The sequence below is a fragment of the Bacteroidota bacterium genome (genome assembly GCA_016699695.1).
Lineage (GTDB): Bacteria > Bacteroidota > Bacteroidia > Bacteroidales > UBA10428 > UBA10428.
Genome location: CP065006.1, coordinates 1,106,334 through 1,133,092, shown reverse-complemented (window position 1 = coordinate 1,133,092; position 26,759 = coordinate 1,106,334). Strand labels below are relative to the sequence as shown.

The window sequence follows — 26,759 nt, the reverse complement described above, 5'->3', positions numbered from 1 at the left end:
TTCGTCGTACCTCTTCGCAATAACGTTGCTATGTCCCGTCATTGCGAGGCAATGCTCAAACTTCGTTGACTAATAATAGGTAGGTTGCCGAAGCAATCTTTACCAAATTAGTTTCATTTACACGATCTAAGTATTACAATATTATGCAGCGAGGTGGCTATGTATATATAATGACAAATAGAAACAATACAGTGCTTTATGTTGGGGTTACAAGTCAATTGCGTAATAGAATTATGGAGCATAGGATGAATAGGTATTCTAACTCATTTACTTCAAGATATAACATTGCAAAGTTGGTTTATTTCGAAGGATATACCTCAATTGTAGAGGCCATTGCAAGAGAAAAGCAGATCAAAGGTGGTTCAAGAGCAAAAAAAATTGAATTAATTATTGGATTCAACCCCGATTGGAATGATTTGTTTAACGAGGACCTTGAATGATTTAGTAGCTTACCTTTACTAAGATATACAGATTGCTTCGTACCTCCTCGCAATGACGCTGCTATGGTTTGTCGTACCTCCTGGCAATAACGTTGCTATGTTCCGTCATTGCGAGGCAACGCACAATTACCATGGACTAAAAATGCGTATTTTGCCGAAGCAATCTTTATTAATGGTTTGAATAAACCGAATTTTGATTTACAACAAGAGGGATATTCAGAAAAAGAGAAGTCGCTTAAAACTGAAAATAAATAAAGGGTGTTAAACTGGCCGACACAGATTGGTAAATAATAAATACAATCAGAAAACTCACTATTATTTTTTGATAGAGCGGACAACGGATAAACCAATTGCGACCTATATTTTTTATAGGCTCGGGCAGCCAATGCAGTACCAGTCCGAAAGCCAGCATCGAGAGTGATTTCCAATAGTTTGTTACCATTTCCGGCAAAGCCTCCCATCCAAAATTGGTACCTATCTGCCTCAACAAATCGAAAGTACCCTGCATCGATTCTCCCCTAAACCAGATACGTGTAAAGGTGATAAAGGTAAAAGTAAGTGCAATACGCCATGCGTTGACCAGCCAATGGGTACTGTGTTCATAGGGGCTTATTTTCTTCCAGCCTTTGTATACCAATAAGCCCAAACCATTGAGTCCTCCCCAGACCACAAACATCCAGCTCGAGCCATGCCAAAGTCCACCTAACAGCATGGTCATCATCAGGTTAATGTTGGTTGTGACACCTGTTTTGATGGAGGGGAACACACGGGTAAGAAGCCACACCCCAGCTACAGCAACAAGGATAATCGGGATCACGATTAGCTTAGCAGTAAGCAAAATCACGAACATAAGAACCACCGTCAGGCTGATGTAAGTAAACCCGGTGGCCGAACGATTTCCCCCCATGGGAATATATAGGTAATCTTTTAGCCATGAGGAGAGCGACATGTGCCAATGTTTCCAGAAATCGCCGACATTTCTGGCCTTGTAGGGCGAGTTGAAGTTTACCGGCAGATGAAAGCCCATCAGCAGGGCTACACCAATTGCGATATCGGTATAGCCCGAGAAATCGCAATAAACCTGCATGGAATAACCAAATAAGGCCGACAGGTTTTCGAAGCCTGAATACGATGCCGGATTAGAAAATACCCTGTCAATTAGGTTCACAGCCAGATAATCACCAATCAGCATTTTCTTGGTAAGGCCTTTTAATATGAAATAGAAAGCCAAGCCAAATTCATAATAAGTAAGCTTGTAATCCTTATAAAGTTGAGGAATAAACTCTGCGGCTCTTACAATGGGTCCTGCCACCAGTTGTGGAAAGAACGAAACGTAGAAACCAAAATCGGCCAGGTTTTTCACAGGTTTAACTAATCCGCGATACACATCAACAGAATAGCTGATGGTTTGAAATGTAAAGAATGAAATACCAACCGGAGGAAGCATTTTTCCCAGATCGAAATGAGTACCGAACAAGGCATTTGACCAACTGGCAGCATGGTTTACTACTTCGAGGTTGGTTTTAAAAACAGAGTTAAAGGTTTCGGTAAAAAAGTAATCGTATTTAAAAAAGACCAGTACGCCCAAATTTAAAAAGATGCTCAATGCCAGCCATAATTTTTTATTGACTTCTCTGGCAGAACTGCCAATGGCTATTCCAATTCCGTAATCGGTTAGGGTAGAAAAAATAAGAATAAATAAGAAAAATCCCCCGGTTTTGTAATAAAAGAAAAGACTTATGGCAAATAAATAGACATTACGCAGGCTTTTGTTTTTATATATCAGGGAATAAAAAACCAACACCACCGCAAAAAAACCCCAGAAGAAAAACCGCGTAAAGATTAGCGGATTAGCGGGATCGAAGAGAAAGACAGATTGAAGAAACTCTTTCATTGCTTTGGTTTATGGCTTTATTTTTACTGCCAGCGGGGCAGTACTTTGCAAATTGTTTTCGTGATATCTCGTTTCTAGATTTTTTTCCCATCCATTGAGCAAGGCAGAAGTAAGTAGGTTGCCTTTCAGATAGTAACCCTCTTTTGTGAAATGAACACGATCGTAGCGCATCAATTGCTGGTTATACCAGACTTGAGAAGAACCAATTCCACCCATGATAGCAAAGAAATCCCAAACCCCATAATTGTTGGATGTAGCTAACCTGTATATTTCCTTCCTTAGCAAAGGCACATTCTGATTCACATAACGTGCATGGTAAAAGGCATCGTTTGGTACCGTAAGCAGGATGCTGGCTCCGGGACAGGCTTCCATGCACTTACTTAGAAGTTGAGAATATTCAAGGTAATATTTTTCACCATCGAAACTACGTGTATTGGCATCGTTGGTGCCAATTGAAAAAATAATCAGGTCGGGGTTGAGACTTGCAAGGTTTAGAGCAAACAAATCGCAAGCAAGGTAAGAACTCAAACTGGCACCGTTGACCCCAACTGCATGGTATACCAATCCGGGGCCATCGGTTTCGGGCCAGAGGCCCAGTAATGTAAAATTGTGCACAGTACTGTCTGGCCGCTCAATTACTAACTTTATTTTATCAGAGTTTGGGGCATAAAACAGCGAATATCCCTGTTCGGGTATGTATTGACCTGAAAGCAAAGAATCGCCCGATTGGAGGTACAGCCTAAAATCGCTTGGCAGGTGATACACCCTTAGTCTGTCGAAACGATAAGCAATACTTGAATCTGCATTAATATCAATTTGTATCGTAGCATTCCCTTCTGTGATCACAGACATACCTGTCAGTCCTAGTGGGCATCCCAGCATAATTTTAGTGCTTTTACAAAACCGCCAGCTGCCAGTATAGCTTACCTTGTAATTCGAAGGATTGTTGGTTTGCGCCATTGAAAATGGGAAGATAAGTCCCCGGCCGCCATTCATGTCGTACTGAATCGACTGCAGGCTTTTGCGCACCTGGTGGGTATAAATATCGGCCTGAATGTGCGAACCTCCCACATGCACAATGTTGATTTTTCCGCTGCCAAAACATACCAGGCTATCGAGTTTTCTGAAAAACGGCTCGAAATAGACACTGTCTGCAGGAGATACCAGTCGATTTTGGTTTAATTGAACAATAGGGTTTGCAGCAGGGTCCATGAAATAGCCTGTCTGCTGAGTCTGGGCTTTTGTGTTAAGAATGAAAAGCAATATTACTATCAGGTACTGTTTCATTGCGTGGAGGCTTTCATCTTTCTACTATAGAGTTGATATTCGTAAAGGAGGGCATTGTAAAACATAGTAGCAATGATGTTAGCACCCCTGGGTGTAAAATGAACAAAATCGCTCGAAGCCAGTGCTGGTTTTGCAAACACCCAGCTTGGCATAGAGTTTTTTCCGCCCATGGCTTCGTACATATCCCAATAGGCAGCACCTGCCCTGAAACTGGCTTTTTTCATTGCGTCGCGTATGGCTTCGATATTAGGATACGATTCGTAGCGGTTGTTAACCTTTTGCGACATATCGGAAAGCCCGATTACAATAATCTCCACTCCGGGAGCATTCTCTCGGATAAACCTTAGTTGCGCGTAGAACCAACGCTCGTAATAGCTGTAATCCTTTCGTATGTTAGGCACAATGTTGCCTCCAAATTGTAAAATAATGAGTTTTACATCAAGTTTTTCGACCATCGCTCTGAACAACTCTCCGTTGTTGTTTGAAAAAACAAGTCCTGCTGAACCGCGCATGGAAATGTTGTCGACGGCAACACCGCTTTTTGCATCGAGGGCTATGCCATATACTTCAGGACTGCTCGATCCACTTAGTTCGATGTATAGGTTATTTACAGGGCTATTGAAGTACCACTGTATTTGCTTAAGTCCATCGGAAGGAGGGTAGGTACCTGTATCGGCTACTTCCTTGTTTACTATAACTTTTACCGAGAATGCCTCTTCTCCATGGCCATACAATAGTCGGCACTGCTCAAATTCTGTGGTATTCCTATAAGCATAGGGCGATTTTTGTATGGAAATCCAGGCAGATTCTTTTGAGGTTTTGTTTTTCTTAAGGACAGCAGGTTGGGGTGTAAAACTACTGAAGCCAGCCAGTATACCATAACGGTTATGTTTTATCAGAGTATCGCGTATGCCGTAAAGTGTATAACGGTTCCAATTTTCGCTTGACCGGTGAAATACCGAAAAACTAAAGTCATATGGCTGGCTTGCAGGCAGTAATCCCACGCCGGAACCTCCAAATTTATTTTGCATCTTGTTGCGCAGCAGAGCGGTCATTCTGTCTCCTTCGATTTGCGAATCGCCAAAATGCATAATGCGCACAACTTTTTCTTGCTCAATAGCCTTTTCGAGGGCATCGAATACAGGATAAAGTATAGACCTGTCGTGGTTTGGGAATTGGATTTTATGCACCGATTCATTCAAACTGTCGGCATTGGCCCTTAGCGTGTCAATAGCTACTTGCATGCTGTCGGTGCTGATTTTCACGAGCAGGGAATCTTCTTGCACAAGGTTTTGCTCAATTATTTTACTGATATCGGCATATTCTTCCTGTTTGGCAAAAAGGTCTTTGGCCGGATAAAACCGTATAGTAAAATCTTCGCTAAGGTGTATTCCATCCTCAGGAATTAGAACTGAGGCTACCAGCATTAAGGTAAATACAGTGAGCAAAAACAAGAGGGTTATATGGGGTCTGACAAGCATGAAAAACTGGAAATGGTCAGTTTATGATTTGGGCTTTATGCGAAGTTTTTGTCCCGGTTTCAGCGAACTGGCATTGCTGATGTTGTTCCAGCGCATAATGTCGGTATCGCTTACCCCCGGATACTGCTTGGCAATATCCCAAAGAGTATCGCCTGATCGGACGGTGTAAATTTCATAGTCTCCCTTATCGTCATTCGCTGGCTGGCTAACAGCAGCAGTTGAAGGACTAACTGTTTTACCTATTCTGGCTTGTTTCTGCGCATAGGTCATATCGTTCAGATCGGCATAATTGCCAGCACTGTTTTTGTGTTTGTATATGGCAAGCTTTTGTCCGGCACGAATGACATTCCCTCTGATATTGTTCCAATAGGCAATGTCGGAAGTACGCACATTGTACCATTGTGCAATCAGGCCAATAGCATCGCCGGATTTCACGGTATAGTTAAGTTTTATATAATCTGGTCCCGGAGCCTGCGGGGCGTGAGCAGTATATTGTTGTGGTTCCGCAGTTTGCTTCGAGTTAAAATAGACCGAATCTTTGTAATGAAAAATAGAATCCTGCAGGTCGATAAAGACCAAAGCCTGTTCGTTGGGTAGTCTTAAAGCATATGGCTTTATCTGCCCCGGAATAATATTGTAGCGATACTGTGGGTTCAAGTCTTGCAATTGTTTCAGCGGAAGCCCCATTACTTCTGATACCTGCGAAAGATGGAGTTTTTCGGATACCATAATTGTATCAGTATTGTGCGGAAAATCGATATTCTTAGGTTCCAGATCGTGTTCGTGGTAGTAGTTCATGGTATAAGTGGCAGCAATAAAAGCCGGCACATGACCTCTGGTTTCGCGGGGCAGGTAATAATATATCTCCCAAAATGTTTTCTTTCCACCCGATCGGCGTATAGCCTTGTTGACATTGCCAGGCCCACAATTATAGGCTGCAATGGCCATCAGCCAGTCGCCATACATCCCATACAAATCGCGGATAAAGCGGGCTGCTGCATGTGTCGATTTAATCGGATCCATACGTTCATCGACCAGCGAATTGATTTCGAGCCCATAAACCCGGCCGGTTCCATACATAAACTGCCAAAGCCCTACGGCTCTTGCCCTTGAATAGGCTCTTGGATTGAGCGCAGATTCAATAATCGCCATGTATTTCAGTTCGTTGGGTACCCCGTAATAATCGAAAATTTCATCGAATAGCGGAAAATAGTGTTCCGAGAGACCCAGCATTACTTCCACGGAGCTCCGCTTTTTTACGGTATACACATCAATGTACCGGCGTACTATGTTGTTGTAAGTCATTTCGGCCATTACTGGAAGTTTTTCCAAACGTTCAGCATACACACTGTCAGGAAACACAGGGATAGTTTTTGACTCTGAGAGCAGATCATTTTCTTTCAGGCTTTCATCTACATAATAGAGGTTTAGCATGGTATCGACATTGGCATCGAAGGCAGCATCGAATTCTGCTGTATCGGGCATTTCGAGGTAGTAAAGGGCAGAGTCAGGATCTACCTGTGTTGTATCGTTGCTGGCCTGGGCAAAGGTAAATGCAGAAAAAATCAGTAAAGTGGTTAGTAGTGTTCTCATGTTTTGTGTTTTGCTAAAATCTGATTTGAAAGTTTACACCCCATACACCCTGTGTATAAGTTTCAGGATCGAGAGGTATGTAAGCAGGCTGCCATTGCATCGACAAGTCTTTGCTAATATCGTAGCTGAGCAGATGTGCATCAACCAAAGCATCTACCACGTTCGCAGTATAGAGCAGCCCCGCAAAAATTAAGGCTCGGTCGCGATGCCGGCGAAAGGAGTTTTTATATTGTTCAATTGCATCGGGGTTATCCTCTAATTTTTGTATGTCTGGGTCGGTTACCGGAAGGCCTTCAGCCACTTGCTCGTCGGCTAATTTAAACCGATGGTAATAAGCATTGTTGTAATCGTAATAAGAATAAAGTGCTAATCCGCCACCCCATATAATTGGTATTTTCCAATATTTCTGGTTGTATGCTTGCCCCAGACCGGGTACCAGCATGGAAGAAAATGTAGCTATTTTGGGTGAGTGTTTGCGGGGCTTTTTTGCCGTATCGTCCTCAGCAGTAGTAGTTTCTTGTGTCAGCAGGGTTTCATTCTTCTGGAGAGTATCACTTTGCGCTTTTGCCTCTGAACAAAAAACAAAGAAAGCACCCATAAGGATGCTTAAAATGAAGTATGTTTTTAGCGTACCGCTGTACATTTAAGTCTATTCTCAGGTATTAAGCTTGTCAAAAATAGCAATAATTCGCTCCAAATCCTCGTCTGATTGAAATGGGATAACGATTTTACCTGTGCCATTATTGTCGCGTTTAAACTCTACTCGCGAATTAAAGTACCGAACCAGATCCTGCTTCAGGCTTTCGTATTCCTTTACCACCTGGGCTTTCGGCTTTGGATCTTCGGTAGGCATGTTATGTAACCTTACCAGTTCTTCTACCTTGCGCACCGAAAGTTCCTGCTCTATAATTTTGTTGAAAATTCGTAATTGGTCTTGTGGTTTTTCAATATTTACCAGGGCACGTGCATGGCCCATGGTGACCTTTCTTTCTTTAATACCCAACTGAATGTCGGCAGGTAATTTTAACAGACGAAGGTAATTACTTACAGTAGCTCTCTTTTTTCCTACGCGCTGGCTCATGAGTTCTTGCGTTAGGCTACACTCATCGATTAAGCGTTGGTAACTGATAGCTATTTCGATGGCATCGAGGTCTTCGCGTTGTATGTTTTCCACCAGTGCCATTTCTAGCATGTTCTGGTCGTTGGCCTTGCGAATGTATGCGGGTATTTTTTTCAGACCAGCCATTTTTGAGGCGCGCAGGCGGCGTTCACCAGAAATAAGCTGGTATCTGCCATCGCTTTTCTCGCGCACTGTAACGGGCTGGATAATACCAATTTCTATTATGGAAGAGGCTAGTTCCTGTAAGGCTTCTTCGTCGAATATAGTACGCGGCTGGTATGGGTTGGCATCTATTTCATCCAAATCAATTTCGGCCACTCCACTGGGTTTGTTATAACTTGTATGGTTTAGCGGACGTGGTGCCGTTTCCTGACTTTCAATCAAAGCCCCTAATCCTCTTCCTAATGAATTCTTTTTCGCCATCTCCATAGTTTAATTAAACTTCAACTTGTTCATTTTTAGTAATAAGCTCACGGGCCAGGTTCAGATAATTTACCGACCCTTTCGATTCGGCATCGTAAAGCACCACAGGTTTTCCAAAACTTGGAGCTTCGCTTAGCTTGATGTTGCGGTGCACCAATGTTTCAAAAACCATTTGCTGAAAGTGTTTTTTCACTTCGTCTACTACCTGGTTCGAGAGGCGAAGTCTGGGATCGTGCATGGTAAGCACAAAGCCTTCGATTTCAAGTTCGGTATTGAGCTTGCTTTGAATAATTTTAATGGTATTCAGCAGCTTACCTAAACCTTCCAGTGCAAAATATTCGCATTGAACAGGGATCATTACCGAATTGGCTGCTGTAAGTGCATTTACGGTAATTAAACCCAGAGAAGGTGAACAGTCGATTAATATGTAGTCGTATTCTTGAGCCAGTGGCTGACAGATTTTTTTCAGCATATACTCGCGGCTTTCCATATTGAGCATCTCGATTTCGGCACCCACCAGGTCAATGTGCGAAGGAATAATGTCGAGCCCATCAATTTCGGACTTAATGATCAACTCCTTTGGATTGGCACCGTCTATGAGGCATTCATAAATACTGCCTTCTATGTTGCGCACATCCAGTCCAATACCTGATGTAGCATTGGCTTGAGGATCGGCATCGACAATAAGCACCTTCCTCTCCAGCACGGCAAGGCTTGCTGCCAGGTTAATGGCTGTAGTGGTTTTGCCAACCCCACCTTTTTGATTGGCTAATGCAATTATTTTTCCCATGGAAATATTCTTTATCAGATTTGATTTAATGCTTTTCGTGCCAAAAATAGTTACTTAAAACCATGCTCAAGCTTACACTGGTTTTATGTTTGTAAACATTTTAAGGCTACTTTATAAACAAGTTATTAACAATAAACTTCGGAATGCTTACTGCGCTAGCATAAGAGCCTGTTGGTGTTATTAACAATTTGGTAAGTATCTGTTATTCAATCAGTATTTGTATTTCATGCATAACAGGCCATTGTTTTCCAGTGACATAGTATGTATTGCTGGTTTGGTTATAGGCGATACCGTTTAATACATAGTCGTAAGTTTCCGGAACATTCGGTGGGAAAAGATTGGAAAGGTCTACTTTCCCTTTTAAAATTCCGGTTTCAGGATCAATGAGCACTATAAAGTTTTCGCCATAGACATTGGCAAAAATCCCATGCTGTGTATATTCCAACTCATTTAAATTGGTAACTCTGCCTCTCTGGTCGCATACTTCTACCTGACGCATCAGACTAAAATAAGACGGATCGTAAAAATACAAGTTGGCACTACCATCGCTTAGCACCAATTGCCTGTTCATGCTTGTAAGTCCCCAACCTTCGCGGGTTTGCAAGTTGAATTTGCGGATTAGGTCGAAACTACTTGCATCGAACACAAATCCTATTTGCGACACGTATGTTAGCATGAATAGTTCATTGTCTATTATCGCTATTCCTTCGCCAAAATATTCAGGTTCGATTAATTTCTTCTTTAAAACATCGCCTGTTTTTGGGTCTATTTTCCGAACCGATGATTGGGTTTTTCTACCCGTGCTCTCATAAAGAATATTGTTATGGTAGATTAGTCCTTGTGTATAGGCTGCTGCATCATGAGGAAAGCTGCGGATCAGTTTGTATTTATACTGCACGGGAGCGGTCTGGGATACCACAAGCAATTTAATAAAATGTGTTTCCGAAAGGCTGTCGGAATAATGAACTTTTAACTGGAATTCGCGAGTTCCGACAAGCTTGTCTGTAATCTGGGCTTTAAAGCTCATGGTTCCGGTTTCATTTAACTTTTGCCTGCGCTGATTTACCATTATTATAACACTATCAGGTTGAGCACCCCCATCAAGGTTTATAGAAAAGTCTTCATCTGGTTTTACAATCTGTCCCTGAGTAGGAGAATTAATTTTGTAAATCTTTTGCTCAATCAAAGCAGTTGCTGGTTTTGTTTTTTCTTTTGGAGTTTTATTTCCAGAGCAACAAGAAAACATTAAGATAAAGCCAAGTAAAACGGCCATTATTTGGGCTGGTAAAACCGCTGGTTTGAAATTTGAAAAGGTATGATTCATTATTTAAAGAGTTTTTTTAACCGGCTACCCACATTCTTCTGACTTTTATTTAAAAGGCCACTAATTTCGTTGTATTCCGAATCGACCGAGTCGGGGTTTAGTATCTGCCAAATTTCGCTCCAGCCAATGAATCCGCCAATGTTGCGGTCGTCGATAAACACATCTGCATCAATCTTTCGGCTCATCTTGTCAAAATCAAACTCTTCTTCCGGATAGCTTTTGTTGACAGCATAAAATTCTACGCCATGCTTCCGGCAATACTCTACAGCCTCGTCCAATTCCGATCCATGCCGAAAAGTCCACAGCAGAAGCTGATGCCCTAATTTCTGAAGTTGTTTGAGTGTTTCGAAAGCAAAGAGTTTCTCTTCTCCGATAAGCGGATATCTGTGTTCCACAATGGTACCGTCAAAATCAACAGCAATTTTCATAAGTCACATTTATTATGTCCGATAAAGGCTGGCGCCATCTTTTGAGGGGCAAATATACAAACACCAAATTACATTCTAAGGGTATCTAAAAAATGCAAGGCGAATAATTATCGTTTTTTTTTATAATTCGTTAATTGTATTTTTACATCTCCTACACATCCAAACTATATGAGCATTTCGCGATACCTATGGCCGAACAGTATTACCCTTCTTAATTTATTATGTGGATCGTTAGCCATAATTACAATGTTCGAGGGTCAGCTGGAACATCCCTTCAGGCCTGTTGTGCTGTTAGCCTTGGCGGCTATTTTCGATTTGGCCGACGGACTGGTAGCCCGCCTTTTGAAAGCGACATCTGATTTTGGCAAACAACTCGATTCGCTTTCGGATTTGGTAAGCTTTGGGCTGGCACCTTCTATTATGATGTATAAGCTTTTGTTTCTGTCTTTTGTCGATCAGTCAGAATCTTCGACTTTTGCATTGGATCAGGCAGGTATTGGAGAAATTTTATTACTGGGTGCCTCTTTGTCACTGGTCTTGTTTGCAGCCTTGCGTTTGGCACGATTCAACATCACCAGTCATTCTGGCAATTTTTTTATTGGCTTGCCTGTTCCGGCTGCTGCGCTTTCAGTGGTTTCGGTGTGGATTGAATTTCACCAGACCGACAATGAAATTATGCTTGACCTCATCTTAAATCCATGGGTGTTGGTTTTCATACTGGTATTATTGTCATATTTAATGATCAGTAAAATTCCGATGCTCTCCTTAAAATTCAAGGGGCTTGGCTTTGCCGAAAACCGATGGAGTTACCTTTTAATACTTGGAAGCCTTGTATTTTATATTTTGTTTGGTTCATCGTCGCTTATATTTATAATGGGCTATTACTTATTATTGTCCTTTATATGGGCTTTCTTCAAAACCACCCAATAGGTTGCACTTTATTAAAGGTAGGCGGTTATTTACAACACATTTTTTTAAATAAGACCAGGCGGGTATATTACTGTTTTGTCGGCAGACAAATTCCTAATAAATTAACATACAGTAGTTTTTACTGCTTGTATTGGCAGCAACACAACCTTTAAAAGCACTCCCCATACAATTATTCAGAAAAACCCGAAACAAATTAATTCTGATAGGATGGAAATTAATTTAGATTTCGTATGTTTGCGCGCCCAAAAGGTAGGGGGATAAAAAACTCCGGAAAATCGTATAAAAAATTTTCGATGGATGTTGTTTTTGAAAAAATAAACTCTACCTTTGCAAGCCGAATTTGAAAAAACACTAAAGAATATAGTATGCCAACTATACAACAGTTAGTTAGAAAGGGAAGAAAAAAGATACTTGATAAAAGTAAAGCACCCGCACTTGATTCCTGTCCACAACGCAGGGGAGTATGTGTGCGTGTATACACCACCACACCTAAAAAACCTAATTCAGCAATGCGTAAGGTTGCCAGGGTAAGATTAACCAACCAAAAAGAGGTTAATGCTTATATTCCAGGCGAAGGTCATAACCTTCAGGAGCACTCAATTGTGCTTATTCGTGGTGGCAGGGTAAAGGATCTTCCTGGTGTTCGTTACCACCTTATTCGTGGTGCGCTCGATGCAGCTGGTGTAAATGGCCGTTCGCAAAGACGTTCGAAATACGGAACAAAAAGACCTAAGAAGTAATAATTGAAGTATTATTAGATAAGGATGAGAAAAGCAAAACCAAAACGGCGAATTCTTTTACCGGATCCAAAGTTTAATGACCCATTTGTAACCAGGTTTGTAAACAATATGATGCAAAACGGAAAGAAAAGTATTGCATACGATATTTTCTACGAAGCACTGGATAAAGTGGCCGTAAAAGGAAAAAACATCGAAGGTGCTACTCCGCTGGAAGTATGGAAAAAAGCATTGGAAAATATTACCCCTCAGGTAGAGGTAAAAAGCCGTCGGGTCGGCGGTGCAACCTTCCAGGTGCCAATGGAAATTCGTCCGGAACGTAAAGTATCTTATGGCATGAAAAATCTTATTCTTTTTGCCAAAAAGCGCAGCGGTCGTTCAATGTCCGATAAACTTGCCGACGAAATTTTAGCTGCTTTCAACGAAGAAGGTGGTGCCTACAAGAAAAAAGAGGATACTCACAGAATGGCCGAAGCTAACAAGGCCTTCGCACACTTCCGCTTCTAAACTAAGCGGTTAGGTTTTTTGACATTAAGGGTTAAATTAAATTATAGTTACTAGCTGATAATTAGTATGAGTTCAATTCTTAACAATACAAGAAATATAGGGATCATGGCCCACATAGATGCCGGTAAGACCACCACTACCGAACGCATCTTGTTTTATACAGGCCTTACCCACCGCATCGGAGAGGTACACGACGGTGCTGCTACCATGGACTGGATGGTTCAGGAGCAGGAGCGTGGAATTACCATCACCTCTGCTGCCACTACTACCTTTTGGAAATACCACGATCAGGAATACAAAATCAATATAATCGACACCCCTGGCCACGTTGACTTTACCGTTGAGGTAGAGCGTTCGTTACGTGTGCTTGATGGTGCAGTTGCAGTGTTTTGCGCTGTAGGCGGCGTGGAACCCCAATCTGAAACTGTTTGGCGTCAGGCCGACAAATACGAAGTTCCCCGTATTGCCTTTATCAACAAAATGGACCGTACAGGTGCCGATTTCTTCAGCGTATTGCATCAAATGCAAGAACGCCTGGGAGCAAATGCTATCCCTATGCAAATTCCTATTGGTGCAGAAGAAAAATTCGAAGGCGTAATTGATCTTATTGAACGCCGTGCTATTGTATGGATAGAAGATCCGGAAATGGGTATGAAGTATGTTTATACCGAAATACCTGCCGAATATATCGATACAGTTGAAGAATGGCGCGAAAAACTCATCGAGTCTGTTTGCGAAACGAACGATGATTTACTTGAAAGATTCCTCGAAGACCGTTCATCAATCTCGGTCGAAGAGTTTATGGAATACACCCGCAAGGCTGTTGTACATCGTAAAATTGTGCCGGTAATGTGTGGTGCTGCCTTCAAAAATAAAGGTATTCAGCGCCTGCTCGATGCAGTATGTGCATTATTGCCAAGCCCACTGGATATTGGCGATGTAAAAGGTACCCATCCGCATACTGGCGAAGAAATAACACGCAAGCCCGATCCAAAAGAACCTTTATCGGCACTTGCCTTTAAAATTGCAACAGATCCCTTTGTTGGTCGTCTTGTATTTTTACGCATCTATTCAGGAACTCTTAATGGTGGCGATCAGGTATACAATACACGTACCGATAAAAAAGAGCGCATCAACAGGCTCTATCAGATGCATGCCAACAAACAAAATCCAAAAGAAAAAATTGAAGCGGGTGATATCTGTGCCGGTGTAGGATTTAAAGATCTGATTACCGGAGATACGCTTTGCGATTTAAAACACCCCATTGCTCTCGAATCGATGACTTTCCCAGAGCCTGTTATTGGTATAGCTATTGAGCCTAAAACGAAGGGTGATATTGAAAAGATGGGTAATGCCCTTCAGAAATTAGCAGAAGAAGATCCTACTTTCCGCATAAAAACAGACGAAGATTCAGGACAAACCATTATAAGTGGTATGGGTGAATTGCACCTCGAAATCCTGATAGACCGTATGAAACGTGAGTTCAAAGTAGAATGTAACGTTGGAGCACCACAGGTAGCATACAAAGAGCGCTTTGTTTCTACCGTTCTTCACCGCGAAGTGTTCAAAAAGCAATCGGGTGGTCGTGGTAAGTTTGCCGACATACAAGTGGAAGTTGGCCCAGCTGATGAGGGTGTAATAGGTCTGCAGTTTATAGACGAAATTAAAGGCGGTAACATACCCCGCGAATACATACCATCAGTACAAAAAGGATTTGAGGGTGCACTTAAAAATGGTGTGTTGGCAGGATATCCTCTAGAAAGCCTTAAAGTGAAACTCAAAGACGGATCATACCACGCTGTTGACTCTGATCAATTATCATTCGAGATATGCGCCCGTCAGGCCTTTAAAACAGCTCTTCGTAAAGGAAAGAACGTATTACTCGAGCCCATTATGTCAGTAGAAGTAGTGACCCCTGAAGAGTATATGGGTGATATTATAGGCGATTTTAACCGTCGTCGTGGACAGGTAGAAGGCATGGAAAGCCGCGCCGGAGCAAGGGTAATTAAAGCTAAAGTACCTCTTTCAGAACAATTTGGATACGTAACCGTGTTACGTACCATTTCATCAGGAAGAGCAACCTCTACTATGGAATTTTCGCACTACGATGTTGTATCGGAGGGCCTTGCGAAAGACATAATTGAAAATTTAAAAGGAACGAAATAAGTTAACACATATATCGGGTTTAGTAATGAGCCAGAAAATCAGAATAAAACTAAAATCATACGATCACAACTTGGTTGACAAGTCGGCCGAGAAGATCGTAAAAACTGTAAAGACAACAGGTGCTGTAGTGAGCGGACCAATTCCACTGCCTACCCATAAACGCATCTATACAGTATTGCGGGCTACTTTTGTAAACAAAAAGTCGCGCGAGCAATTCGAGTTGTCATCGTACAAGCGTTTGCTTGACATTTACAGTTCGACACCCAAAACTATCGATGCGTTGATGAAGCTGGAGTTGCCGAGCGGTGTGGAAGTAGAAATCAAAGTGTGAACGAAGTAAAAACTTTATACAATGCCTGGATTAATAGGAAAAAAAGTTGGAATGACTTCTGTTTTCGATGAAAACGGTAACAATATACCTTGTACGGTAATTGAAGTAGGACCTTGTGTTGTTACCCAAATCAAGACTATCGAAACCGATGGTTACAATGCGGTGCAACTTGCATACGACGATAAAAAGGAGAAAAATACTCCTAAGGCTATGTTAGGCCATTTCAAAAAAGCCGGAACAACGCCTAAACGTAAAGTAGTAGAGCTAAAAGGTTTTGTGCGCGACTGGAAACCTGGTGATATAATCACTGTAGATTATTTTAAAGATGATACCTGGCTCGATGTTAAAGCCAATTCGAAAGGAAAAGGATTTCAGGGTGTGGTAAAACGTCATGGATTTTCCGGAGTAAACGATGCTACTCACGGTCAGCACAACAGAGGTCGTGCTCCCGGATCATTGGGTGCATCTTCTTATCCTTCAAGGGTATTCAAAGGAATGCGCATGGCAGGCCAGACAGGTAACACGGCAGTAAAGGTGATTAACCTTAAAGTGGTGAAAATTCTGTCCGAACAAAATTTATTAATGTTGAAAGGTTCTATTCCGGGAGCAACCGGATCGTACGTAATAATTGAGAAGTAATGGAACTAGCAGTATTAAATACCGCAGGAAAAGAAACCGGTAAAAAAGTATCGCTTGAGGCTGAAATATTTGGCATCGAACCAAATGATCATGCTATCTACCTCGATGTGAAACAATACCTGGCAGCTAACCGTCAGGGAACCCACAAATCGAAAGAGCGTGGAGAAGTATCAGGCAGTACACGCAAAATTAAACGTCAGAAAGGTACTGGTACAGCACGTGCCGGTAGCATCAAATCGCCTGTTTTTCGCGGAGGAGGCCGTATGTTTGGTCCACGTCCCCGTAACTACGATTTTAAGTTGAACAAAAAAGTAAAGCAACTGGCCCGTAAATCGGCACTTGCCTATAAAGCAAAAGACAATGCTATTCTGGTAATCGAAGATTTTAATTTCGAAACTCCAAAAACAAAGAACTATTTTGCTATTCTTAACAGCTTAAAAATCAGCGAAAAGAAATCACTTGTGGTTCTCGATGGCACCGATAGCAACGTATATCTTTCATCACGTAACCTGCAAAATCACATGGTAGTGCCTGTGAACGAGCTGAATACATACGATATTATGAAGTGCAACAGTATCGTATTTTCTGAAGGAGCACTTAAGAAATTGCAAACAGTAGAATAATTAGTCGAATAATAGATATACGAACAGATGGATATCTTACTTAAGCCCATAGTAACGGAAAAAATGACTGCCCTTGGCGACAAGCTGAATCAGTATGGATTTCTGGTAGAAAGGAAAGCCAACAAAATTCAGATTAAAAAAGCCATTGAGGAAATGTACGGAGTTACAGTCGAAACCGTCAACACCATGATTTATGCTGGAAAGAATAAATCACGTTTTACTAAAACAGGTGTCATTTCCGGACGTAAAAATTCTTTTAAAAAGGCTTTGGTTACATTAGCCGAAGGCGATTCAATCGATTTCTATAGTAACATCTAAGAAATTATGGCAGTTAAAAAATTTAAACCTGTAACACCAGGTCAGAGACATAAAATTATCAGTACATACGACGAAATTACGTCTAGTACTCCAGAGAAGTCATTGTTAACGCCGATCAAAAGAAGCGGTGGACGTAACAATACCGGAAAAATGACCATGCGCTACATTGGTGGTGGTCACAAGCGCAAATACCGTGCGATTGACTTTTTCCGTTCAAAAGATGGAATTTCTGCCACAGTAGAATCCATTCAGTATGATCCAAACCGCACTGCTCTTATTGCTTTGGTTGTGTATGAAGATGGTGAAAGAAACTACATACTCGCTCCAAACGGAATTAAAGTAGGACAAGTAATTCGCTCTGGAAAAGGAGTTGCTCCAGAAGTAGGTAACGCTCTTACCCTTGGTGAAATACCACTGGGTACCCTGGTGCACAACATTGAACTTTATCCGGGACAAGGTGGAGTATTAGCCCGTAGTGCTGGATCCTACGCTCAACTTACTTCAAGAGATGGAAAGTTTGCAGTGGTGAAATTGCCTTCCGGTGAATCGCGCATGATACTTACTACTTGTCGTGCCACTGTTGGAACGCTTTCGAACTCAGACCATGGCCTTGAAAAATCAGGTAAAGCTGGTCGAAGCCGTTGGATGGGTCGTCGTCCACGTGTAAGAGGTGTGGTTATGAACCCTGTTGATCACCCCATGGGTGGTGGTGAGGGCCGAGCTTCTGGAGGTCATCCGCGCAGCAGAAATGGTATTCCTGCAAAGGGTTACAAAACACGTGCTCCTAAAAAGGCATCGGATAAGTATATTATTGAAAGAAGGAAAACGAAAAATTAAGAATAGCATATGAGTCGTTCGCTAAAAAAAGGACCATTCATCGATTCAAAACTCGAGAAAAGAGTGTTAGCGATGAACGAATCAGGAAAAAAGCAAGTGATGAAAACCTGGTCTCGCAGGTCAGTCATATCGCCTGATTTTGTTGGTAATACAATTGCAGTACATAACGGAAATAAATTTATTCCTGTTTATGTAACCGAGAATATGGTGGGCCATAAACTTGGAGAATTTTCTCCTACCCGCGTATTCAGAGGTCATGGAGGTAAACAGAAATAATAGCCGCAAACACGGATAAAGTATTCAGAAATGGGAGCTAGAAAAAGAAATAGAGCAGAAGAGCTCAAAGAGGAAAGGAAAAACAAGGCATTTGCTATTTTAAGGAATTGCCCTACCTCTCCACGAAAAATGCGTCTGGTAGCCGACATGGTACGTGGACAAGAATTAAACCACGCTTTGGATATGCTGCGTTTTAGTCCGAAAGATGCTTCTCGCAGGCTCGAGAAACTTGTTCTTTCGGCAGTAGCAAACTGGAGAGTTAAAAACGAAGGCCAGCGTTTAGAAGACAACAGCCTGATCATCAAAGAAATATTTGTTGATTCAGCCCGTCAGCTCAAACGTGTAAGACCTGCCCCGCAAGGTAGAGCATACCGGGTACGCAAGCGGTCGAACCATGTAACCGTGGTAATTGGTAGCCCTGCTGAAGTAAAAGAAAAAGTAGAAACAGCTGCAGTAGCTGAAAAAACTCAAACAAAATAGATTAATGGGACAAAAAGTTAATCCGATAAGCAACCGACTTGGAATTATCAAAGGTTGGGATTCGAACTGGTACGGAGGAAGAAATTACGCCGATAAGATTGTCGAAGACTATCAGATACGTAAATACTTGAACGCACGTCTGGCAAAAGCCAGCATCGCAAAGATTATTATCGAGCGTACCTTAAAGCTCATTACAGTTACTGTTAGCACAGCAAGACCAGGTATTATCATTGGTAAAGGGGGTCAGGAAGTTGATAAGCTAAAAGAAGAGCTGAAAAAGGTGACTAATAAAGATGTTCAGATCAACATCTTCGAAGTAAAACGCCCTGAACTGGATGCCACCATTGTAGCCAATAACATTGCACGTCAGGTCGAAGGCCGTATATCTTACCGCCGAGCCACAAAAATGTCTATTGCTGCTACCATGCGCATGGGTGCAGAAGGAATAAAAGTTATGGTTTCTGGTAGGTTAGGAGGCGCTGAGATGGCACGTTCTGAAATGTACAAAGAAGGACGTACCCCACTTCACACACTCCGGTCTGACATAGATTATGCACTTGCCGAGGCTAATACCAAAGTAGGTCTCATTGGCATTAAAGTATGGATTTGCAAAGGAGAGGTTTATGGAAAGCGCGATCTTTCTCCCAATCTCGAGGCAAAATCTCCACGTCCAATGGGTGGTGGTAATCCGTCGCCAAAGCCTTCTGCCGGAAAGCAACAACGTAGAAAGAAATAAATTAAGATCACTGCTTAAAACGAAATAAAATGTTACAGCCTAAAAGAGTTAAATTCAGAAGAAGGCAGAAAGGACGCATGAAGGGCAACGCTCAACGCGGTCATCAGTTAGCTTTTGGTTCCTTCGGCATCAAAGCCCTCGAAAACCATTGGTTAACAGGTCGTCAGATTGAAGCTGCGCGTCAGGCAGTAACCCGTTACATGAAAAGGGAAGGTCAAATCTGGATTCGTGTATTTCCCGATAAACCTATTACTAAGAAACCTGCAGAGGTTCGGATGGGTAAAGGTAAAGGAGCACCAGAAGGCTTTGTATTCCCGGTAACACCAGGCCGCATTATCATCGAGGCTGAAGGAGTACCCTATGAAGTAGCCAAAGAAGCATTGCGTCTGGCAGCCCAAAAATTGCCGGTTACAACCAAGTTTGTTGTACGTCGCGATTATGTTGAAAATTAAACGATTGAATAATTGAACAATGAAAGCATCTGAACTTCGTGAGCTTACAATAAAGGAACTGCAGGAAAAGCTGGATACTGAAAAAGGTTTTCTTGCCAAACAGAGGTTGAATCATGCTGTATCGCAGCTCGACAATCCTTTAAAAATTAAGGAAGCACGTAAAAATATAGCACGTATCAGCACCGCATTACGCGCCAAAGAGATACAAGAAGAAAATAAGTAAAGCACTGCACAGGATGGAAAACAGGAATTTAAGAAAAGAACGTGTGGGAGTGGTAGTTAGCAACAAAATGCAAAAAACTATTACCATTGCCGTAAAGCACAAAGAAAAACACCCTATATACCATAAGTTCGTTAATAAAACAACGAAACTTGCAGCTCACGACGAGAAAAATGAATGCAACATTGGTGACTTGGTGCGTATTATGGAAACTCGTCCACTGAGTAAAAACAAATGTTGGAGATTAGTAGAAATTATTGAAAGAGCGAAATAGTCATGATACAACAAGAATCAAGATTATCTGTGGCCGATAACAGCGGTGCCAAAGAAGTACTCTGTATCAGGGTATTGGGCGGCACCAGAAAAAAATATGCGAGTATTGGCGATAAAATTGTGGTAGCCGTAAAAAGTGCTATCCCATCTGGCGACGTAAAAAAGGGAGCTGTAAGCAAAGCGGTAATTGTGCGCACCAAGAAAGAAATTCGTCGTGCCGACGGTTCTTATATCCGGTTCGATGACAATGCAGTAGTATTGCTTAACCAGGCAGGTGAAATTCGCGGAACACGGATCTTCGGTCCTGTGGCAAAAGAACTTCGCGAAGAGTACATGAAAATTGTTTCCCTGGCACCCGAGGTATTATAATAAACATTAAGTCCGATGCAAAAGAAATTAAAAATTAAAAAGGGCGATACAGTCTTTGTGAACGCCGGTGAGTACAAAGGACAGAAAGGTCGCGTGCTCGAGGTAAACAGAGATACTGAAAGGATTTTTGTAGAGGGTATCAATCTGATTAAAAAGCATACCAAACCCAATGCTAAAAGTCCGAATGGTGGAATCATTGAAAAAGAAGCCCCCATCCATATTTCAAACCTTATGCTGGTCGATCCATCTACCGGAACTCCAACGCGAGTTGGACGAAAAATCAGCGAAAAAGGCAAACTAGTCAGGTATTCTAAAAAGTCTGGAGAGGAGATTAAGTAATGGCTTACGAAGTAACACTTAAGAAAAAATACAAGGAAGAGATTATTCCTACCTTGACAAAAGAGTTTAGTTATAAATCTGTAATGCAGGTGCCTAAACTCCAAAAAATTGTTATCAATCAGGGTATTGGTGCTGCTGTTGCTGACAAGAAAATTATCGACCAGGCCTCACTCGAGTTAACAACCATTACCGGTCAGAAAGCAATTCAAACACTTTCGAAAAAGGATATCTCGAATTTCAAATTGAGGAAAAAAGTTCCGATTGGAACCAAAGTTACCCTTCGTCGCGACAAAATGTACGAGTTTCTCGAAAGGCTGATTTGTATTGCTCTTCCCCGTATCCGCGATTTTAAAGGTGTTGAACCTAAATTAGACGGTCGTGGAAATTATACGCTCGGTATTACAGAGCAGATTATCTTTCCGGAAATAGACATCGACAAGATCAACAAAATTCTTGGAATGGAGATTACCTTTGTAACCTCAGCCAATAGCGACCAGGAAGCATTTGCTCTGTTAAGAGAATTCGGATTACCATTTAAAAATATTAAAAAGAACTAAGATATGGCAAAGGAATCAATGAAGGCACGCGAAGTAAAGCGAGCCAAACTTGTAGCCAAATATGCCGATAAAAGGGCAAAACTTAAAGCTGAAGGCGATTATCAGGCCTTGGCACTATTGCCCAGGAACTCGAACCCAATTCGTATGCACAACCGGTGTAAACTTACAGGTAGACCAAAAGGTTACATGCGTCAGTTTGGAATAAGCCGTATTACTTTCAGAGAAATGGCCTCTTCAGGATTAATACCGGGAGTTAAAAAAGCCAGCTGGTAAAAAATTGATAAAGAAAAATTAAGAAATTATGATTACCGATTCAATAGCAGATTATCTTACCAGAATTCGCAATGCGGTGAGTGCACGTCATAAAGTGGTTGAAATACCAGCATCAAGCGTGAAAAAAGACATTACCCGGATTCTTCACGACAAAGGGTATATTCTCAACTATAAATTTGTTTCAGAAGGGCCTCAGGGAATTATTAAAATTGCATTGAAGTACCATCCCGAAACAAAGCTGTCAGCCATCAAGAGTATACAACGGGCAAGTCGTCCGGGTTTGCGCAAATATGCTGGCTCGAAAGAAATTCCAAGGGTATTGAATGGCCTTGGTATAGCAGTGGTTTCCACTTCGCAGGGAATCATGACAGATAAAGAAGCCCGTGCCAAAAACATTGGCGGTGAAGTATTGTGTTACGTTTATTAATCAGGAGGCAAAAGCATGTCACGTATAGGAAAATTGCCCATAGAAATACCCAAAGGTGTTACAATTACAATTGAAAAAGACAATACTGTAATTGTAAAAGGACCTCAGGGAGAATTGAGTCGCAAGGTTGATCCCGATCTGAAAGTAGTAATGAATGATACCACACTTACAGTGGAGCGTCCTACTGACCAGAAGCGCCATAAAGCCATGCACGGATTGTACCGTTCATTGCTGGCAGGTATGGTAGAAGGTGTTTCAACTGGGTTCACCATCAAGCAGGAGTTGGTTGGTGTGGGTTACAAAGCTGAAGTGAAGGGGCAGGTACTGGAACTAAGTTTAGGTTATTCGCACGATATACACTTTAAACTTCCAAAAGAAGTTAAAGTAGAGGCTCTTACAGAACGTCGTAGCAATCCTATTGTTACCCTAAAAAGTGCCGACAAACAACTTATCGGTCACGTAGCAGCAAAAATTCGGTCCATGCGGGCACCGGAGCCTTACAAAGGTAAAGGTATCAAGTTTGTGAACGAAGAATTAAGAAGGAAAGCAGGTAAGTCTGCATCGAAATAATCGCTAAACAGGAATTAAAATGGCATTGACTAAAACAGACCGTAGACTTCGTATTAAAAGAAGAATACGTAAAAAAATATCGGGAAACCAGGAGTTGCCACGCTTATCGGTTTTTCGCAGCAACAAACAATTTTACGCCCAATTCATTAACGACCTGACTGGTGCTACTTTGGCTTATGTTTCTTCGCGAGACAAAGCCCTTGAAGGCAAAAAGATGACTAAAATCGATCAGGCCAAAGAAGTAGGTAAACTTGCTGCCGAAGCATCGAAAGCAGCAGGCATTTCACAGGTAGTATTTGACAGAAACGGATATCTTTATCACGGTAGAGTGAAAGCATTTGCAGATGCTGCGCGTGAAGGAGGATTAAAATTCTAAGCATATTATGGCAAGCACAATCAGAAAGGTTAAGACGACAGATCTTGAATTAAAGGATAGATTAGTTAGCATACAACGTGTTACCAAGGTTACAAAAGGGGGTCGCACATTTAGCTTCTCAGCTATTGTAGTGGTTGGAAACGAAAATGGAGTAGTTGGATACGGACTGGGAAAGGCCAGCGAGGTTACCACCGCTATTTCAAAGGGTGTGGAAGATGCTAAGAAAAACCTGATTAAAGTACCCATCCTCAGAGGAACCATTCCCCACGAGCAGGTAGCCAAATATGGGGGAGCTTCAGTATTTCTGAAACCAGCCTCAAGTGGTACAGGAGTTAAAGCAGGTGGTGCGATGCGTGCCGTATTAGAAAGTGTTGGAATACACGATGTGCTTGCTAAATCAAAAGGATCTTCAAACCCGCACAACCTTGTTAAGGCTACTTTCGAAGCACTTCTTGAACTTCGCGATGCCTATGCTGTGGCACAGCAGCGTTCGGTAAGTCTTGACAAAGTATTTAACGGATAAAATATTGCATACATGAGCAAATTGAAAATTACCCAGATACGTAGCAAAATTGGTAGTCCACAGCGTCAAAAAGCTACATTAGAGGCTCTTGGCCTTGGCAAAGTAAACAGCAGTGTTACACTCGAGGCCACTCCCCAGGTAAAGGGAATGATTGTAAAGGTGAATCATTTAGTAAAAGTAGAAGAAATATAAAATATCGATACGAGATGGATTTAAGTAATTTAAAACCCGCCGAAGGTTCAGTTCATTCCGAAAAAAGAATTGCCAGAGGACAAGGCTCCGGACATGGCGGTACTAGTACACGTGGTCATAAGGGGGCTCAATCTCGTTCGGGTTATTCCAGAAAAATCGGATTCGAAGGAGGCCAAATGCCATTGCAACGCCGCATACCTAAAAACGGCTTCAATAATTTTAACCGCGTCGAATACAAAGGCATTAATCTTTCAACATTGCAACGTCTTTCTGAAAAGAAAAGCCTCAGCGAAATTGATATAAAAGTGCTTATTGATGCTGGGTTAGCTTCGAAAAACGACTTGGTGAAGATTTTGGCTAAAGGCGAATTAAAAGCCAAATTAAATGTGAAAGCCCACGCTTTTTCAAAAAAGGCCATCGAAGCAATCGAATCTGTAAAAGGAACTGCCGAAAAAATCTAATTGAATGAAGAGGTTAATAGAAACGCTAAAGAATATATACAAGATCGACGAGCTGCGTACCAGGATACTTTATACTCTTGGTATACTGCTCATTTACCGACTTGGATCTACCATTGTATTACCTGGTGTGAATCCCAACATGTTGGGCGCTCTTCAGGCTAAAACTGCCAGCGGTGTGTTAGGCATTCTCGATATGTTTTCGGGTGGTGCTTTCTCCTCTGCCTCAGTTTTTGCCTTGGGTATCATGCCATACATCTCAGCCTCAATTGTAATACAGCTGTTGGGAATCGCCGTGCCATACTTTCAGCGTTTACAGCGCGAAGGCGAAAGTGGACGTAGAAAAATTAACCAGCTGACAAGGTATCTCACTTTAGCGATTTTAGTTTTTCAGGCACCAAGTTACCTTACCCAGATTCCTCTCGAAGCAAGGGTATTGCCAGGTACATTCTTTATCATAAGCTCCATGATTATCCTTGCAACAGGAACTATGTTTGTGATGTGGCTTGGTGAGCGCATTACCGACAAAGGTATTGGCAATGGAATCTCACTGATTATTATGGTTGGCATCATTGCCAGAATGCCCTTTTCCTTATTTGGTGAGGTTACCGCACGTTTTGAACGTGGTGCCGGTGGGCCTATAATGGTAATCATTGAGCTGGTTTTCCTTTTCCTTGTTTTTGTATTGACAATCTTACTCGTACAAGGTACCCGAAAAATACCGGTGCAATATGCCAAACGAATAGTAGGAAACAAGCAATATGGTGGTGTAAGACAATATATACCGCTTAAAGTGAATTCAGCAGGGGTTATGCCTATCATTTTTGCCCAGGCCATTATGTTCCTTCCGCTTACTTTTGCTGGTTTTAGTCAGGGCGAAGAAGTGCCAGGATGGATTATTGCTATGTCGAACTATACCGGATTCTGGTATAACTTTGTGTTTGCTTTACTTATTGTTGCGTTTACATACTTTTATACGGCTATCACCATCAATCCGCAACGATTGGCAGAAGATATCCGTAAGAACGGAGGTTTTATACCTGGCATTAAACCTGGCAAAAAAACAGTTGAATATTTCGACAATATCTTATCGAAAATAACACTGCCCGGTTCATTGTTCCTGGCATTGGTTGCCATTCTGCCTGCATTTGCCATGCTGGCGGGTGTTACCAGTGGATTTGCACAGTTTTACGGTGGCACATCCCTGCTCATTCTTGTTGGAGTGATCATGGATACACTGCAGCAAATAGAAAGTCACCTTTTAATGCGTCATTACGATGGGCTGATGAAATCAGGCAAAGTAAAAGGGCGTATTGGAAGTGGAGTGGCTTCCATTTAATTGAATATTATAAGGTTCTTTGATGGTTTATATACGTACAGCTGAAGAAATTGAACTCATAAGGGAAAGCAATATGCTGGTTTCCAAAGCGCTTGCAGAAGTAGCGAAAGAAATTAAACCCGGAGTTTCAACCAACAAGCTGGACAAGATCGCAGAAATGTTCATCCGCGACCACCAGGCAGTTCCAGGGTTTCTTGGATACCAGGGTTATCCGAAAACATTGTGCACCTCGGTCAATAGCCAGGTTGTGCATGGGATACCTTCAGACGAACCGCTTAAAGAAGGTGATATTGTTTCGGTCGATTGCGGAGTGCTTAAAAATGGATATTATGGCGATACCGCCTATACATTTCCAGTGGGCAGGATAGACAGCGAAGTAGAAAAGCTTTTAAGTGTAACAAAAATGTCACTCTTCGAAGGAATAAAAGAAGCTTTGCACGGAAGACGAACTGGTGATATAGGTTCATCGATTCAAACCTATTGTGAAAAGGCAGGTTATTCGGTAGTACGAGAACTGGTAGGGCACGGTTTAGGGAAAAGCCTTCACGAAGCACCTGAAGTTCCTAACTATGGAAAACCCGGAAAAGGAACCAAATTGGTGGAAGGAATGGTGATCTGTATTGAGCCTATGATCAACCTGGGAAGAAAAGAGATTTCGCAGGATAACGATGGATGGACAATACGAACACGCGACAATAAACCATCGGCACACTTTGAATTGGCAATAGCAATACGCAAAGGAGAAGCTGACATATTGTCGACATTTAGATTTATTGAAGAGGTATTAAACAGATAAAATAGTACATGGCAAAACAACCTTCCATAGAGCAGGATGGAGTAATAAAAGAAGCCCTTTCGAACGCAATGTTTCGCGTGGAACTGGAAAACGGGCATATCATTACCGCTCATATCTCTGGAAAAATGCGGATGCACTATATTAAAATATTGCCCGGCGATAAAGTAAAAGTTGAAATGTCGCCTTACGATTTAACAAAAGGTAGAATATCATTCAGGTATAAATAAAGAGATTA

38 protein-coding genes are annotated in these 26,759 nt (G+C 41.9%); 29 read left to right on the top strand and 9 right to left on the bottom strand.

Annotated elements, in window-relative coordinates; all coding sequences use genetic code 11:
* The first annotated feature begins 143 nt into the window (after positions 1–143).
* On the top strand, positions 144–440 hold the full coding sequence (locus tag IPM71_04815) for a GIY-YIG nuclease family protein (protein QQS52057.1): 297 nt from the start codon (positions 144–146) through the stop codon (positions 438–440).
* Between the two features lie 235 nt (positions 441–675).
* Here the strand turns inward: IPM71_04815 and IPM71_04810 are convergent, their stop codons facing one another.
* The 9 genes from IPM71_04810 to IPM71_04770 form a co-directional block, all read right to left on the bottom strand.
* A complete protein-coding gene (locus IPM71_04810; GenBank protein ID QQS52056.1) occupies positions 676–2,334 on the bottom strand; it encodes an MBOAT family protein in 1,659 nt (552 codons plus the stop codon).
* Between the two features lie 9 nt (positions 2,335–2,343).
* A complete protein-coding gene (locus IPM71_04805; GenBank protein ID QQS52055.1) occupies positions 2,344–3,621 on the bottom strand; it encodes a hypothetical protein in 1,278 nt (425 codons plus the stop codon).
* Entirely contained in the window at positions 3,618–5,069 is a 1,452-nt protein-coding gene (locus IPM71_04800) for a hypothetical protein (protein ID QQS52054.1), read from the bottom strand. The genes IPM71_04805 and IPM71_04800 overlap by 4 nt, the downstream gene beginning before the upstream one ends.
* Before the next feature lie 54 nt (positions 5,070–5,123).
* A complete protein-coding gene (locus tag IPM71_04795; protein ID QQS52053.1) occupies positions 5,124–6,695 on the bottom strand; it encodes a transglycosylase SLT domain-containing protein in 1,572 nt (523 codons plus the stop codon).
* A gap of 13 nt (positions 6,696–6,708) precedes the next feature.
* Positions 6,709–7,338, bottom strand: coding sequence for a hypothetical protein (locus IPM71_04790; GenBank protein QQS52052.1), 630 nt, complete (start codon positions 7,336–7,338; stop codon positions 6,709–6,711).
* Between the two features lie 12 nt (positions 7,339–7,350).
* Entirely contained in the window at positions 7,351–8,238 is an 888-nt protein-coding gene (locus IPM71_04785; GenBank protein ID QQS52051.1) for a ParB/RepB/Spo0J family partition protein, read from the bottom strand.
* A gap of 13 nt (positions 8,239–8,251) precedes the next feature.
* Positions 8,252–9,028, bottom strand: a complete 777-nt coding sequence (locus IPM71_04780; GenBank protein QQS52050.1) for a ParA family protein — start codon at positions 9,026–9,028, stop codon at positions 8,252–8,254.
* A 202-nt stretch (positions 9,029–9,230) separates the two neighbouring features.
* Entirely contained in the window at positions 9,231–10,352 is a 1,122-nt protein-coding gene (locus IPM71_04775) for a glutaminyl-peptide cyclotransferase (GenBank protein ID QQS52049.1), read from the bottom strand.
* The gene (locus tag IPM71_04770; protein QQS52048.1) at positions 10,352–10,780 is read right to left on the bottom strand and encodes a hydrolase; all 429 of its coding nucleotides are present in this window, start codon (positions 10,778–10,780) and stop codon (positions 10,352–10,354) included. Before IPM71_04770 ends, IPM71_04775 begins: the two co-directional genes overlap by 1 nt.
* A gap of 168 nt (positions 10,781–10,948) precedes the next feature.
* Between IPM71_04770 and pssA the strand changes: the two genes are divergently transcribed.
* The 28 genes from pssA to infA all read left to right on the top strand — a co-directional run bounded on the left by pssA (position 10,949) and on the right by infA (position 26,751).
* On the top strand, positions 10,949–11,710 hold the full coding sequence (pssA, locus tag IPM71_04765; GenBank protein ID QQS52047.1) for a CDP-diacylglycerol--serine O-phosphatidyltransferase: 762 nt from the start codon (positions 10,949–10,951) through the stop codon (positions 11,708–11,710).
* Positions 11,711–12,075: 365 nt separating this feature from the next.
* Complete coding sequence (locus IPM71_04760) at positions 12,076–12,450, top strand: 30S ribosomal protein S12 (protein QQS52046.1); 375 nt, start codon at positions 12,076–12,078, stop codon at positions 12,448–12,450.
* A gap of 24 nt (positions 12,451–12,474) precedes the next feature.
* The gene (gene rpsG, locus IPM71_04755) at positions 12,475–12,954 is read left to right on the top strand and encodes a 30S ribosomal protein S7 (protein ID QQS52045.1); all 480 of its coding nucleotides are present in this window, start codon (positions 12,475–12,477) and stop codon (positions 12,952–12,954) included.
* 66 nt (positions 12,955–13,020) lie between these two features.
* Positions 13,021–15,120: an elongation factor G gene (fusA, locus tag IPM71_04750; GenBank protein ID QQS52044.1), complete on the top strand. Its 2,100-nt coding sequence runs from the start codon at positions 13,021–13,023 to the stop codon at positions 15,118–15,120.
* A 25-nt stretch (positions 15,121–15,145) separates the two neighbouring features.
* Positions 15,146–15,451, top strand: coding sequence for a 30S ribosomal protein S10 (gene rpsJ, locus IPM71_04745; protein ID QQS52043.1), 306 nt, complete (start codon positions 15,146–15,148; stop codon positions 15,449–15,451).
* 21 nt (positions 15,452–15,472) lie between these two features.
* The gene (gene rplC, locus IPM71_04740) at positions 15,473–16,090 is read left to right on the top strand and encodes a 50S ribosomal protein L3 (protein ID QQS52042.1); all 618 of its coding nucleotides are present in this window, start codon (positions 15,473–15,475) and stop codon (positions 16,088–16,090) included.
* Positions 16,090–16,713: a 50S ribosomal protein L4 gene (gene rplD / locus IPM71_04735; protein QQS52041.1), complete on the top strand. Its 624-nt coding sequence runs from the start codon at positions 16,090–16,092 to the stop codon at positions 16,711–16,713. Before rplC ends, rplD begins: the two co-directional genes overlap by 1 nt.
* Before the next feature lie 27 nt (positions 16,714–16,740).
* Positions 16,741–17,031 carry a 50S ribosomal protein L23 gene (gene rplW / locus IPM71_04730; GenBank protein QQS52040.1) on the top strand — a complete coding sequence of 97 codons (291 nt, stop codon included), beginning with the start codon at positions 16,741–16,743 and terminating at the stop codon, positions 17,029–17,031.
* A gap of 6 nt (positions 17,032–17,037) precedes the next feature.
* Positions 17,038–17,868 (top strand): 50S ribosomal protein L2, encoded by an 831-nt coding sequence (rplB, locus tag IPM71_04725; protein QQS52039.1) that lies wholly within the window; start codon positions 17,038–17,040, stop codon positions 17,866–17,868.
* Positions 17,869–17,877: 9 nt separating this feature from the next.
* Positions 17,878–18,144 (top strand): 30S ribosomal protein S19, encoded by a 267-nt coding sequence (gene rpsS, locus IPM71_04720; GenBank protein ID QQS52038.1) that lies wholly within the window; start codon positions 17,878–17,880, stop codon positions 18,142–18,144.
* A gap of 30 nt (positions 18,145–18,174) precedes the next feature.
* Positions 18,175–18,624, top strand: coding sequence for a 50S ribosomal protein L22 (gene rplV / locus IPM71_04715; GenBank protein ID QQS52037.1), 450 nt, complete (start codon positions 18,175–18,177; stop codon positions 18,622–18,624).
* A gap of 4 nt (positions 18,625–18,628) precedes the next feature.
* The gene (gene rpsC, locus IPM71_04710; GenBank protein QQS52036.1) at positions 18,629–19,360 is read left to right on the top strand and encodes a 30S ribosomal protein S3; all 732 of its coding nucleotides are present in this window, start codon (positions 18,629–18,631) and stop codon (positions 19,358–19,360) included.
* Positions 19,361–19,389: 29 nt separating this feature from the next.
* Entirely contained in the window at positions 19,390–19,812 is a 423-nt protein-coding gene (gene rplP, locus IPM71_04705; protein ID QQS52035.1) for a 50S ribosomal protein L16, read from the top strand.
* A 19-nt stretch (positions 19,813–19,831) separates the two neighbouring features.
* Positions 19,832–20,035: a 50S ribosomal protein L29 gene (gene rpmC, locus IPM71_04700; GenBank protein ID QQS52034.1), complete on the top strand. Its 204-nt coding sequence runs from the start codon at positions 19,832–19,834 to the stop codon at positions 20,033–20,035.
* Positions 20,036–20,048: 13 nt separating this feature from the next.
* On the top strand, positions 20,049–20,306 hold the full coding sequence (gene rpsQ / locus IPM71_04695) for a 30S ribosomal protein S17 (protein QQS52033.1): 258 nt from the start codon (positions 20,049–20,051) through the stop codon (positions 20,304–20,306).
* 2 nt (positions 20,307–20,308) lie between these two features.
* Positions 20,309–20,674 (top strand): 50S ribosomal protein L14, encoded by a 366-nt coding sequence (gene rplN / locus IPM71_04690; GenBank protein QQS52032.1) that lies wholly within the window; start codon positions 20,309–20,311, stop codon positions 20,672–20,674.
* A 15-nt stretch (positions 20,675–20,689) separates the two neighbouring features.
* A complete protein-coding gene (gene rplX / locus IPM71_04685) occupies positions 20,690–21,013 on the top strand; it encodes a 50S ribosomal protein L24 (GenBank protein ID QQS52031.1) in 324 nt (107 codons plus the stop codon).
* Positions 21,013–21,570 (top strand): 50S ribosomal protein L5, encoded by a 558-nt coding sequence (gene rplE, locus IPM71_04680; GenBank protein ID QQS52030.1) that lies wholly within the window; start codon positions 21,013–21,015, stop codon positions 21,568–21,570. Before rplX ends, rplE begins: the two co-directional genes overlap by 1 nt.
* A 3-nt stretch (positions 21,571–21,573) precedes the next feature.
* Positions 21,574–21,843 carry a 30S ribosomal protein S14 gene (gene rpsN, locus IPM71_04675; GenBank protein ID QQS52029.1) on the top strand — a complete coding sequence of 90 codons (270 nt, stop codon included), beginning with the start codon at positions 21,574–21,576 and terminating at the stop codon, positions 21,841–21,843.
* Between the two features lie 31 nt (positions 21,844–21,874).
* Positions 21,875–22,270, top strand: a complete 396-nt coding sequence (gene rpsH / locus IPM71_04670; protein ID QQS52782.1) for a 30S ribosomal protein S8 — start codon at positions 21,875–21,877, stop codon at positions 22,268–22,270.
* A 15-nt stretch (positions 22,271–22,285) separates the two neighbouring features.
* Positions 22,286–22,840 carry a 50S ribosomal protein L6 gene (gene rplF, locus IPM71_04665; protein ID QQS52028.1) on the top strand — a complete coding sequence of 185 codons (555 nt, stop codon included), beginning with the start codon at positions 22,286–22,288 and terminating at the stop codon, positions 22,838–22,840.
* Between the two features lie 19 nt (positions 22,841–22,859).
* Positions 22,860–23,216 (top strand): 50S ribosomal protein L18, encoded by a 357-nt coding sequence (locus IPM71_04660; protein ID QQS52027.1) that lies wholly within the window; start codon positions 22,860–22,862, stop codon positions 23,214–23,216.
* Positions 23,217–23,223: 7 nt separating this feature from the next.
* A complete protein-coding gene (gene rpsE, locus IPM71_04655) occupies positions 23,224–23,739 on the top strand; it encodes a 30S ribosomal protein S5 (protein QQS52026.1) in 516 nt (171 codons plus the stop codon).
* A 12-nt stretch (positions 23,740–23,751) separates the two neighbouring features.
* On the top strand, positions 23,752–23,931 hold the full coding sequence (gene rpmD / locus IPM71_04650; protein ID QQS52025.1) for a 50S ribosomal protein L30: 180 nt from the start codon (positions 23,752–23,754) through the stop codon (positions 23,929–23,931).
* A gap of 14 nt (positions 23,932–23,945) precedes the next feature.
* Positions 23,946–24,392, top strand: a complete 447-nt coding sequence (gene rplO, locus IPM71_04645) for a 50S ribosomal protein L15 (GenBank protein ID QQS52024.1) — start codon at positions 23,946–23,948, stop codon at positions 24,390–24,392.
* A gap of 4 nt (positions 24,393–24,396) precedes the next feature.
* Positions 24,397–25,728: a preprotein translocase subunit SecY gene (gene secY, locus IPM71_04640; protein ID QQS52023.1), complete on the top strand. Its 1,332-nt coding sequence runs from the start codon at positions 24,397–24,399 to the stop codon at positions 25,726–25,728.
* A 22-nt stretch (positions 25,729–25,750) separates the two neighbouring features.
* Positions 25,751–26,524, top strand: a complete 774-nt coding sequence (gene map, locus IPM71_04635; GenBank protein QQS52022.1) for a type I methionyl aminopeptidase — start codon at positions 25,751–25,753, stop codon at positions 26,522–26,524.
* 8 nt (positions 26,525–26,532) lie between these two features.
* Positions 26,533–26,751 carry a translation initiation factor IF-1 gene (gene infA / locus IPM71_04630; GenBank protein QQS52021.1) on the top strand — a complete coding sequence of 73 codons (219 nt, stop codon included), beginning with the start codon at positions 26,533–26,535 and terminating at the stop codon, positions 26,749–26,751.
* The last annotated feature ends 8 nt before the right edge of the window (positions 26,752–26,759 follow it).

Excerpts from the sequence above, each read along its gene's own strand:
- rpsC (QQS52036.1), top strand. The coding sequence starts at position 18,629 with ATGGGACAAAAAGTTAATCCGATAAGCAACCGACTTGGAATTATCAAA.
- rpsN (QQS52029.1), top strand. The coding sequence starts at position 21,574 with ATGGCAAAGGAATCAATGAAGGCACGCGAAGTAAAGCGAGCCAAACTT.
- rplO (QQS52024.1), top strand. The coding sequence starts at position 23,946 with ATGGATTTAAGTAATTTAAAACCCGCCGAAGGTTCAGTTCATTCCGAA.
- rplE (QQS52030.1), top strand. The coding sequence starts at position 21,013 with ATGGCTTACGAAGTAACACTTAAGAAAAAATACAAGGAAGAGATTATT.
- rplN (QQS52032.1), top strand. The coding sequence starts at position 20,309 with ATGATACAACAAGAATCAAGATTATCTGTGGCCGATAACAGCGGTGCC.
- rpsJ (QQS52043.1), top strand. The coding sequence starts at position 15,146 with ATGAGCCAGAAAATCAGAATAAAACTAAAATCATACGATCACAACTTG.
- IPM71_04770 (QQS52048.1), bottom strand. The coding sequence starts at position 10,780 with ATGAAAATTGCTGTTGATTTTGACGGTACCATTGTGGAACACAGATAT.
- rpmD (QQS52025.1), top strand. The coding sequence starts at position 23,752 with ATGAGCAAATTGAAAATTACCCAGATACGTAGCAAAATTGGTAGTCCA.
- IPM71_04660 (QQS52027.1), top strand. The coding sequence starts at position 22,860 with ATGGCATTGACTAAAACAGACCGTAGACTTCGTATTAAAAGAAGAATA.
- rpsS (QQS52038.1), top strand. The coding sequence starts at position 17,878 with ATGAGTCGTTCGCTAAAAAAAGGACCATTCATCGATTCAAAACTCGAG.
- fusA (QQS52044.1), top strand. The coding sequence starts at position 13,021 with ATGAGTTCAATTCTTAACAATACAAGAAATATAGGGATCATGGCCCAC.
- IPM71_04815 (QQS52057.1), top strand. The coding sequence starts at position 144 with ATGCAGCGAGGTGGCTATGTATATATAATGACAAATAGAAACAATACA.
- infA (QQS52021.1), top strand. The coding sequence starts at position 26,533 with ATGGCAAAACAACCTTCCATAGAGCAGGATGGAGTAATAAAAGAAGCC.
- IPM71_04805 (QQS52055.1), bottom strand. The coding sequence starts at position 3,621 with ATGAAACAGTACCTGATAGTAATATTGCTTTTCATTCTTAACACAAAA.
- IPM71_04795 (QQS52053.1), bottom strand. The coding sequence starts at position 6,695 with ATGAGAACACTACTAACCACTTTACTGATTTTTTCTGCATTTACCTTT.
- IPM71_04780 (QQS52050.1), bottom strand. The coding sequence starts at position 9,028 with ATGGGAAAAATAATTGCATTAGCCAATCAAAAAGGTGGGGTTGGCAAA.
- rplW (QQS52040.1), top strand. The coding sequence starts at position 16,741 with ATGGATATCTTACTTAAGCCCATAGTAACGGAAAAAATGACTGCCCTT.
- IPM71_04760 (QQS52046.1), top strand. The coding sequence starts at position 12,076 with ATGCCAACTATACAACAGTTAGTTAGAAAGGGAAGAAAAAAGATACTT.
- map (QQS52022.1), top strand. The coding sequence starts at position 25,751 with ATGGTTTATATACGTACAGCTGAAGAAATTGAACTCATAAGGGAAAGC.
- rpsG (QQS52045.1), top strand. The coding sequence starts at position 12,475 with ATGAGAAAAGCAAAACCAAAACGGCGAATTCTTTTACCGGATCCAAAG.
- IPM71_04810 (QQS52056.1), bottom strand. The coding sequence starts at position 2,334 with ATGAAAGAGTTTCTTCAATCTGTCTTTCTCTTCGATCCCGCTAATCCG.
- rplB (QQS52039.1), top strand. The coding sequence starts at position 17,038 with ATGGCAGTTAAAAAATTTAAACCTGTAACACCAGGTCAGAGACATAAA.
- secY (QQS52023.1), top strand. The coding sequence starts at position 24,397 with ATGAAGAGGTTAATAGAAACGCTAAAGAATATATACAAGATCGACGAG.
- IPM71_04790 (QQS52052.1), bottom strand. The coding sequence starts at position 7,338 with ATGTACAGCGGTACGCTAAAAACATACTTCATTTTAAGCATCCTTATG.
- rplP (QQS52035.1), top strand. The coding sequence starts at position 19,390 with ATGTTACAGCCTAAAAGAGTTAAATTCAGAAGAAGGCAGAAAGGACGC.
- rpmC (QQS52034.1), top strand. The coding sequence starts at position 19,832 with ATGAAAGCATCTGAACTTCGTGAGCTTACAATAAAGGAACTGCAGGAA.
- rpsQ (QQS52033.1), top strand. The coding sequence starts at position 20,049 with ATGGAAAACAGGAATTTAAGAAAAGAACGTGTGGGAGTGGTAGTTAGC.
- rplF (QQS52028.1), top strand. The coding sequence starts at position 22,286 with ATGTCACGTATAGGAAAATTGCCCATAGAAATACCCAAAGGTGTTACA.
- rplD (QQS52041.1), top strand. The coding sequence starts at position 16,090 with ATGGAACTAGCAGTATTAAATACCGCAGGAAAAGAAACCGGTAAAAAA.
- pssA (QQS52047.1), top strand. The coding sequence starts at position 10,949 with ATGAGCATTTCGCGATACCTATGGCCGAACAGTATTACCCTTCTTAAT.
- rplX (QQS52031.1), top strand. The coding sequence starts at position 20,690 with ATGCAAAAGAAATTAAAAATTAAAAAGGGCGATACAGTCTTTGTGAAC.
- IPM71_04775 (QQS52049.1), bottom strand. The coding sequence starts at position 10,352 with ATGAATCATACCTTTTCAAATTTCAAACCAGCGGTTTTACCAGCCCAA.
- IPM71_04785 (QQS52051.1), bottom strand. The coding sequence starts at position 8,238 with ATGGCGAAAAAGAATTCATTAGGAAGAGGATTAGGGGCTTTGATTGAA.
- rpsE (QQS52026.1), top strand. The coding sequence starts at position 23,224 with ATGGCAAGCACAATCAGAAAGGTTAAGACGACAGATCTTGAATTAAAG.
- rplC (QQS52042.1), top strand. The coding sequence starts at position 15,473 with ATGCCTGGATTAATAGGAAAAAAAGTTGGAATGACTTCTGTTTTCGAT.
- rplV (QQS52037.1), top strand. The coding sequence starts at position 18,175 with ATGGGAGCTAGAAAAAGAAATAGAGCAGAAGAGCTCAAAGAGGAAAGG.